The 7,566-nt window shown below is 52.8% G+C and carries 9 protein-coding genes and 1 pseudogene; 2 read left to right on the top strand and 8 right to left on the bottom strand.

From position 1 onward, the window contains the following. Positions 1-63: 63 nt before the first annotated feature. The gene (locus tag OGV74_RS01055; RefSeq protein WP_001067855.1) at positions 64-768 is read left to right on the top strand and encodes an IS6-like element IS26 family transposase; all 705 of its coding nucleotides are present in this window, start codon (positions 64-66) and stop codon (positions 766-768) included. Between the two features lie 53 nt (positions 769-821). Further along, positions 822-1,661: pseudogene (locus OGV74_RS01050) on the top strand (methyl-accepting chemotaxis protein); the annotation flags it as partial. 147 nt (positions 1,662-1,808) lie between these two features. Here the strand turns inward: OGV74_RS01050 and OGV74_RS01045 are convergent. The 8 genes from OGV74_RS01045 to OGV74_RS01010 form a co-directional block, all read right to left on the bottom strand. Further along, positions 1,809-2,375, bottom strand: a complete 567-nt coding sequence (locus OGV74_RS01045; RefSeq protein ID WP_227629624.1) for a DUF6685 family protein — start codon at positions 2,373-2,375, stop codon at positions 1,809-1,811. Between the two features lie 1,175 nt (positions 2,376-3,550). After that, positions 3,551-4,492: a plasmid replication initiator RepA gene (gene repA, locus OGV74_RS01040; RefSeq protein ID WP_074173836.1), complete on the bottom strand. Its 942-nt coding sequence runs from the start codon at positions 4,490-4,492 to the stop codon at positions 3,551-3,553. Continuing rightward, on the bottom strand, positions 4,485-4,562 hold the full coding sequence (gene tap / locus OGV74_RS01035) for a RepA leader peptide Tap (protein ID WP_071530466.1): 78 nt from the start codon (positions 4,560-4,562) through the stop codon (positions 4,485-4,487). Before tap ends, repA (OGV74_RS01040) begins: the two co-directional genes overlap by 8 nt. Before the next feature lie 243 nt (positions 4,563-4,805). Next, positions 4,806-5,042 carry a replication regulatory protein RepA gene (gene repA, locus OGV74_RS01030; protein ID WP_000081846.1) on the bottom strand — a complete coding sequence of 79 codons (237 nt, stop codon included), beginning with the start codon at positions 5,040-5,042 and terminating at the stop codon, positions 4,806-4,808. Between the two features lie 130 nt (positions 5,043-5,172). Further along, the gene (locus OGV74_RS01025; RefSeq protein ID WP_063615439.1) at positions 5,173-5,736 is read right to left on the bottom strand and encodes a phospholipase D family nuclease; all 564 of its coding nucleotides are present in this window, start codon (positions 5,734-5,736) and stop codon (positions 5,173-5,175) included. A gap of 148 nt (positions 5,737-5,884) precedes the next feature. Next, positions 5,885-6,226: a hypothetical protein gene (locus OGV74_RS01020; protein WP_063615438.1), complete on the bottom strand. Its 342-nt coding sequence runs from the start codon at positions 6,224-6,226 to the stop codon at positions 5,885-5,887. Positions 6,227-6,267: 41 nt separating this feature from the next. Then, positions 6,268-6,999, bottom strand: a complete 732-nt coding sequence (gene traX, locus OGV74_RS01015) for a type-F conjugative transfer system pilin acetylase TraX (protein ID WP_063615437.1) — start codon at positions 6,997-6,999, stop codon at positions 6,268-6,270. Beyond that, positions 6,996-7,562: a DUF2726 domain-containing protein gene (locus tag OGV74_RS01010; RefSeq protein WP_063615436.1), complete on the bottom strand. Its 567-nt coding sequence runs from the start codon at positions 7,560-7,562 to the stop codon at positions 6,996-6,998. Before OGV74_RS01010 ends, traX begins: the two co-directional genes overlap by 4 nt. Between the last annotated feature and the right edge of the window lie 4 nt (positions 7,563-7,566).

Below are 7,566 nucleotides of genomic sequence, written 5' to 3'. Positions count from 1 at the left end.
GGCACTGTTGCAAATAGTCGGTGGTGATAAACTTATCATCCCCTTTTGCTGATGGAGCTGCACATGAACCCATTCAAAGGCCGGCATTTTCAGCGTGACATCATTCTGTGGGCCGTACGCTGGTACTGCAAATACGGCATCAGTTACCGTGAGCTGCAGGAGATGCTGGCTGAACGCGGAGTGAATGTCGATCACTCCACGATTTACCGCTGGGTTCAGCGTTATGCGCCTGAAATGGAAAAACGGCTGCGCTGGTACTGGCGTAACCCTTCCGATCTTTGCCCGTGGCACATGGATGAAACCTACGTGAAGGTCAATGGCCGCTGGGCGTATCTGTACCGGGCCGTCGACAGCCGGGGCCGCACTGTCGATTTTTATCTCTCCTCCCGTCGTAACAGCAAAGCTGCATACCGGTTTCTGGGTAAAATCCTCAACAACGTGAAGAAGTGGCAGATCCCGCGATTCATCAACACGGATAAAGCGCCCGCCTATGGTCGCGCGCTTGCTCTGCTCAAACGCGAAGGCCGGTGCCCGTCTGACGTTGAACACCGACAGATTAAGTACCGGAACAACGTGATTGAATGCGATCATGGCAAACTGAAACGGATAATCGGCGCCACGCTGGGATTTAAATCCATGAAGACGGCTTACGCCACCATCAAAGGTATTGAGGTGATGCGTGCACTACGCAAAGGCCAGGCCTCAGCATTTTATTATGGTGATCCCCTGGGCGAAATGCGCCTGGTAAGCAGAGTTTTTGAAATGTAAGGCCTTTGAATAAGACAAAAGGCTGCCTCATCGCTAACTTTGCAACAGTGCCCATAGGTGATGCATCAAATCGGCTTAGCGAACACACCCGAGGCCTACTAAAGGATATTGAGTCAAGCAATGTACTTACAGTTGAGCAGCAGGCAGAGACAGATCAAATAGCAACGGCAGTAAACCAAATGGTGGCAAGCATTCAAGAGGTTGCGAGCAATGCACAGCATGCTGCAGATGCGGCCGGAAGAGCAGACACTGAGACGGCATCTGGCCAGCGTCTGGTAGCCCACACAAGCCAGTCAATCACTGCCCTTGAAGGTGAAATTAGGCAAGCCACTCAGGTTATTCATGAGCTTGAAGGTCAAAGTAACGAGATATCAAAAGTTCTTGACGTTATACGAGGGATCGCCGAGCAAACGAATTTGTTGGCACTCAACGCAGCAATTGAGGCCGCGCGTGCTGGTGAGCAGGGGCGTGGTTTTGCTGTTGTCGCCGATGAGGTTCGCAGTCTTGCTGCTCGCACACAGCAATCGACAACGGATATTCAAAGCATGATCAGCGCTCTACAAGAGCGAGCGCAATCCGCTGTTACAGTCATGGAGCAAAGTAGTCGGCAAGCGCACACGAGTGTAGCTCACGCAGAGGAAGCAGCTACAGCTCTTGATGGAATTGGCCAACGCGTTAACGAAATTACCGACATGAACGCGCAAATAGCGACTGCGGTCGAGCAGCAGGGAGCAGTAAGTGAAGACATAAACCGCAGTATTATCAATATACGCGATGCTGCTGATACCAATGTACAGACCGGGCAGAATAATTTGCAAAGTGCGAAATCTGTCGCTCAGTTAACTAGCGCTCTGAGCGAACTGGCAAAACAGTTTTGGGAAAAACGAGGATAACGCTTTTCAGTATCTCGACAGGGATAACTTACTTTACCATCGGTTATCCCTTTTAGCCGCACAAATTTTAGCCATGGCTTTTCAGGAAGTCAGGGCTATCAGAATGGCCTTAGAAAGCCTAGTCAAAGAGCTGTCACGAGAACACCGTTAGCTTAGCGTACGATTTTTTCCGAATTCTGCGGTTCCCCCTAATTCCCAGTGACGCATATTTTTTCGCAGGTGCTCTTCAGTCACAGGTTCAGCCAGCTCACGGCATCTCAGTACAGGAAACTCATCGATGTCCCGGATATCATGATCCATAGATTTCGAGGCTGAAATCCCCCGAATATCTGTGATATCGCATGAAAAATGAGGGATATTTTCTTTTCTAATCAGTTGCTGAACCTCAGGAACAGCAAGTGAATGGCTTTCGAGCCGGCGCTGGTAGCCCGGTTTGCGGTAGTCGATCGTCCAGGGACGGGAATGAAATGATGACAGAGAAAAAGACATCCAGTCCTGCCAGTAGACCACCGACCGTGTCCAGAACGTGTCGACAGGGGCGATGATCGGACAGGGAATTAGCTGCCCGGAAGCAATAGCACCCTCCAGGCGGGCTGGCCTTCCCAGAGAATGCTGGATCTCCTCACGTATCCAGCCAGCTGTTCTGCGCCAGACAGAAGGCCTGGCTTCTGCCGCCTGATCGACAAATTTACCTCTTCCCGGTTCATCGCTCATATGCTTTCCCTGATGGTCATATTAGTCCTGATCACGTCCGGCCAGCCTTAGCGTAGCTAAGGATAATCGCGAAAATATACTACGGCAGAGGCTTAACGTCAGTATTTCTACTGCTGAGCATAAGCTGTGGTCACGAATGCCGCCAGGCGGCATGGAGGCGCCAGCAGGTGGTAAACAGAATACTGATGGTGAGTGGCGCCGGGACCCGGCGTAGCCGGAAATGCTGCTTCAATATTCGGGTTAAGAATGCCGAGCAGCGCGCAGGCATTCCGGGAATGCGCCAAAGGCGCATAGAGGCGCCCTCAGAAGTTGACCAGAGCACGGTTGTTAATGGCGCCGTAGCCCGGCGCAGCCGGTTACGCTGTTGATAGGTTCCACCAATCCATCCCTTCGCCCTGCTAAGCCATAACCCGCTTATAGCTATGATGTGGTTTCATTAAGCCCTTTTAACTCCGGTGAGCGGGCTGTACGGCGCTTGCGACGTACAGCGCGTGATTTCCGGAGCCGTGGCGCCGGCAAGGCCGGTGCCCGGGGGCTGTATTGAGAACCTGCCGCGATGTTACTGGCAGCCACTCAAATGTTTAGTTACATCATCCAGCATTAAAAGCGATGTTGTTCCGGGCCTTCGGCCCGGGGCGGCCTCGCTTTTTAGTGGTGGGAGGGGCTGTGATGGTTCAGGTGTGCACGATTCACGTCTTTGCGTGAATATTTTGTATGTTGTAACTATTTTATATGACTAATGCCCGCCGCGTAGTGGCGGGAGGTACATTTGCTGTTTCCGAACCGGCGCGGACGTAGTCCGCTGCAAGGGCGGACATTATCCCCGTTTTCCACAGGAAAGCGGGACTGAATAAGATCCGTTTTTTAATTGAATGATTAAAAAGCGCAAAGGCGCGTAAGCGTTCGTTGGTAAGAAATAGCACAGGGCTACCAGAAGATTAAGAAAAACTTGCGGGTAATACTTCCAGTCATTGCCGGTAAGAAGTCCTCTATGTTTGCGGATATTTGTGCATAACTACAGGGACATGACCAGGTTGCATCATCAGGGTTTTTTTCGCCGGTAATGCGTGTCGTAACGGCAGGCTTTATTGATTGTTTTTTAGCCTGTTTTTAAACGCGGGGAAGCACAAAAACCGCCAGCGGCGGTAGAGGAAAAACGTGGAGTGAGCGTTAAGTTAGCCTGGTGGCTCAGCGTCAAAATTGAGCTTGATCTGACGCAGGTAATGATAGACCAGCAACTCGAAATCATCCGGAGTCATGCCTGAGACTTCCGGCCGCGTGTTGATCAGCCAGGCTGCAATCTGGAACTGCCGGTCATCGAGCTGGGTAGAACGCGCAATTCTGGAAAGGCGCTTCTGTTCTATCGCTCGCTCGCGGCGAACCTTCAGGGCCTGCGCCACTTTCTCGTCAAAGAAGCGCTGTCTGGCCGCTTTTACGGACATCACTTCGCCAGGGGCAAGAATCCCCTCAGCCAGCGCGCGCAGACGTTCTTCACGCTCTTTGAACAGCAGATCGAGATTGACCTGGAGGAGCTTGAAAAACTGCTCTGTTAACGTGACATGACGCGGGAGGTATGTTTTTGTGTACGGGTCCAGGCGACGCATGTACGGCTCGATAAGGCCGTAATTTTCTAACAGATCGAGTGCGCGGCAAATGCGGGAAGGCGTGACCTCTTCACCAGGTATTACCTCACCCCGGGAATCTTTTGGACTTAATGCCTTGCATATCTGTGAACTGTTGAGGGCGACGTTAAACGTGGCAATGTCGCAGCCGCTGACCAGCAGAACGGCCAGTGCATCGAGGAGATGCTGGCGTTCCTGTCGGAAATCGCGCTCACGGCCAGCATTTGTGCGCATATGCACGAAATACGGATGCCGCGAGAAACGGCGTTTCTGGGCACGATGATACCCGTCCCGAAGTACTTTCGGGAGCTCGCTAAAGTTCGCAGGTCGAAGATATTTAGGATCAGCACACTTACACGCCGTCGAGTGTGTTCCGCGACGACGGCGTGTACGCTTCGGAGAAACAACAACAGAATCGCGTGCTTCACGCAGATTCGCTAAGTCGTATTCCGACCAGTCGAAATAGGTAGAATCGGAAAATGTTCCGCTATTCAAACCCGCCCGCACTTATGTTGCACGGAAGGAGCAAATGGCGCAGAAACAGGTGTTGAACTTTTCTGAGCATAAAACTATACTCCCTGCATAGAGCAACAGCTTCTATACAGTTTAGGTAAGCCCCGGTAATCTTCTTCGTCGCCAAACATTGAAAGATTATCGGGGTTTTGTCTTTTCTGGTCCCGGGTAGACACCTCATCAGAACCAGTTCCCTGCCACCTTACGGCGTGGCCGGCCATCAAAATTCTTTAAACGATCAGTAATCTAGCACTACGTGCCCACTCAAGCAAGAATGTCAGCCCATAACGCCAGTTTAACTGGCTTTGTCGATTAAACGGCTAAACAGTTCTGCCTGACTCAGACCGCTTTCTGCACACATTTCCTGAAATTTGCTCTTGAGCTCTTTAGGCACAAGGATCTTAATTTCTTTATGCGTTTCACGTTTCCGCGCAACAAAACTTTGTTGTCGCTCAGAAGCACTCAGCGGATGGCCTTTGCGGTACGCACGTTTTTCTTTCGATGAGGAAACTGCATTTCCAGGCTGCGACATCTCTGCCTCCTCAAGGATCAAATCTGGATCTTTGCAGAGAATACTACAGATTCCTGAAATCAGCGACTTACTTTATGAACGTAACCTGTGTTGGCGCACGGTTTACGTTTCAGGATCGTTTATTGAAATGTCAGTACGTCTGTTTCCAGTCCGTTCCCTGCGCCCAGCGGGATGTCCAGTGATTCAGGTAGCTGCGTGCTAAGACTGGGTCATCCCAGACGACAAGCACGTTCTCCGAATTCGAGCGGTCTGCAGCCCGGCTGAAGTTAAATGAGCCGACCTGGGTGTTGCGGCCATCAGCGACGATCACTTTGTCGTGGAGAATTTTGTAAGCACTGACTGTACGAACCGGGATGCCGGCACCAACCAGAAGGTTCATGGCTGCTTTACTGGCTTTGTTGTTGTTCCCGGCATTAGCTTTCCAGTCCAGAACCACGCCCACATCGATCCCCCGGTGTTTTGCCCTGACAAGCGCCCCGACCACCTCCGGGGAGGTGAAGGAGTAGCCCATCAGACGGATTTCCTGTTGCGCGGTCTCAATTGTCTTAAGAACCAGCTGGAGAGCTGTACCTTCCGGAGAAAATCCTGCCTCAACGGTGGCTGCGTAAGTATTCGGTACTGGCACGCACAGAACCAGACCGAGCAGACTGGGCAGAAACCATCGGCACATATGTTTTTTAGACATTATTTGCATGGTATTTCCTTCGCTGGATGTATTCAGAAACGCCGGAATCGGGGGAAACTTGCTTTTCCCCGATTGCCGGGGTTGGACAACGACGCCCTGCGGAGGCGTCAGGCCGTTTAGTTGAACAAACAGGATCATGCGGAAGTTTTTTCGGCCCTCAAGCTTTGTTCCCCTCGATCCATTGCGGGTAGTCCTTGCTGATATCGCATCGCAGCGTTTTATTGCCAACGCTGATGATGTAACCCGGAGAATACTTCTTCTCACCATCGCTACAGCGGTTATCCTCCTTCAGGCTATTTGCCTTTATCACCTCCGCCAGAATCTGTCGCAGAAGCACGTTAGTCGTGACCTGCTCAGGCACCGCGGTAGGCGCTGCCATAATCTGTTCAGGTAGTTCTGAATGGATAAGTACAGGCCCTTTTGACGAAGCAAACGTCGGCCCGCTTAATGACAGGCAACCGGAGATAACCGCAGATAAAGCGATTTGCTTATTTTTCATGTGAATTCCTTTTGTTTGATTGAAGCAACAGTAAAAACAGGTCAGAGAACACTGACCAGAAAACCAATACACAGCAGATGGAGGGCATAGGCTGGTGCAAACCACCGTCCGGCCTGCAGGCGTCGTCCGGGAGCCGGTACCAGCCCGTGCACGCAAAACAGCACAGTCAACGTCAGCAGTACACCGGAAAGCGTCATCACATCACCATGTCGGGCATTAAGCAGGGCGACCAGCAACAGCCAGACAGCAAACAGGGCTGGCCGCAGTGTGTCCCGGACCTGCCAGACAAGCAGCGCGCCGGCGAGCATCAGTAGACCGGGTATACCGTAACTGGCAGAGCTAAGCGGTAGATATCCCACCAGGGCCATGAACGCTGCAACGCCATTAAGCACGGTCGTTGCCTGCAGGAAGCGGGTCACCTGCATGACAACAGCGAAAGCGAACAGGATATTCAGTTGCCACCACATGAGTCCGGCTTCCCTGAAGGCCAGCCAGTAACCCGGCTGGGCCAGGAGTGCCATCAGCCACAGGCGGTTGAGGCTGTGCTGACGCAGGGTTTTGCCTGCCATGTTGCAGCCACTGACCAGCGCAAACAGGGGGAATGCACAACGCCCGACCATGTTCAGTAAGGGTATCTCCAGCAGGAAGGCAGTGGCGATGTGGTCCCCCACCATTGCCATAAACGCGGCCATCCGGATGACATCGCGCTGCAGCGCGGAGAAATTCAGGGTCAGCCTGAAAGGATGCAGGGCAACAGATTTACCCGGATTCATGTTGCAGCCTCCTGTCGTTGTGCGCAAAGGTGTGCTCTGACGCGCTCCGCCAGCTGTTGCTCATCATCGCCACGCAGCAGCGGGATACCCGCCTGTTTCAGCACCTCTTCCAGCAGCAGGTCACGTCGCTGACGTTTCGGCGCCTGATGGGAACGGTCGTCCAGCTCTACTGCCACAATGATTCTTCCGGTGCGGTCCGTGATAACCACATCGCAGTGCCACTGCGATACCAGGCGGAACAGTTGCCACCATTCACGGCTCCCGGACTTACGATCGGGCGCCACTCTGACGATATCGGCCACACGAACCTGCGGACACAGCCGCCACTGGCGGGTATCGGTCACCCTGTCGAGCCGGCGCAGAAAACGCTGCTCCCGCTCCGTCATCAGCTGACCGGCACTGACGAACGACGGTCGGCGGCACAGCAACAGTTCAGTTCTGCCCGGCCGAATCCCTTTTTCACGCAGCATCTGCAAAAGCGGATGTCGGGCCGAACCGGCCTGCCTGAGCAATACCACAAATCCGGCGAGCAGAACGGCAATGATGAATATTCCGGTAAACATACAC

Origin of the sequence: Citrobacter sp. Cf116 (assembly GCF_030336505.1) — a bacterium.
GTDB classification, from domain to species: Bacteria; Pseudomonadota; Gammaproteobacteria; order Enterobacterales; family Enterobacteriaceae; genus Citrobacter; species Citrobacter freundii.
The sequence above is the reverse complement of the archived record's forward strand: the minus strand, read 5'-3'. Positions and strand labels throughout refer to the sequence as shown.

What these genes read in the sequence shown, in the direction of transcription:
- OGV74_RS01025 (WP_063615439.1), bottom strand. Translation starts at nt 5,736, where the DNA reads ATGCAAATAATGTCTAAAAAACATATGTGCCGATGGTTTCTGCCCAGT.
- repA (WP_000081846.1), bottom strand. Translation starts at nt 5,042, where the DNA reads ATGTCGCAGCCTGGAAATGCAGTTTCCTCATCGAAAGAAAAACGTGCG.
- tap (WP_071530466.1), bottom strand. Translation starts at nt 4,562, where the DNA reads ATGCTCAGAAAAGTTCAACACCTGTTTCTGCGCCATTTGCTCCTTCCG.
- OGV74_RS01045 (WP_227629624.1), bottom strand. Translation starts at nt 2,375, where the DNA reads ATGAGCGATGAACCGGGAAGAGGTAAATTTGTCGATCAGGCGGCAGAA.
- OGV74_RS01010 (WP_063615436.1), bottom strand. Translation starts at nt 7,562, where the DNA reads ATGTTTACCGGAATATTCATCATTGCCGTTCTGCTCGCCGGATTTGTG.
- OGV74_RS01055 (WP_001067855.1), top strand. Translation starts at nt 64, where the DNA reads ATGAACCCATTCAAAGGCCGGCATTTTCAGCGTGACATCATTCTGTGG.
- traX (WP_063615437.1), bottom strand. Translation starts at nt 6,999, where the DNA reads ATGAATCCGGGTAAATCTGTTGCCCTGCATCCTTTCAGGCTGACCCTG.
- OGV74_RS01020 (WP_063615438.1), bottom strand. Translation starts at nt 6,226, where the DNA reads ATGAAAAATAAGCAAATCGCTTTATCTGCGGTTATCTCCGGTTGCCTG.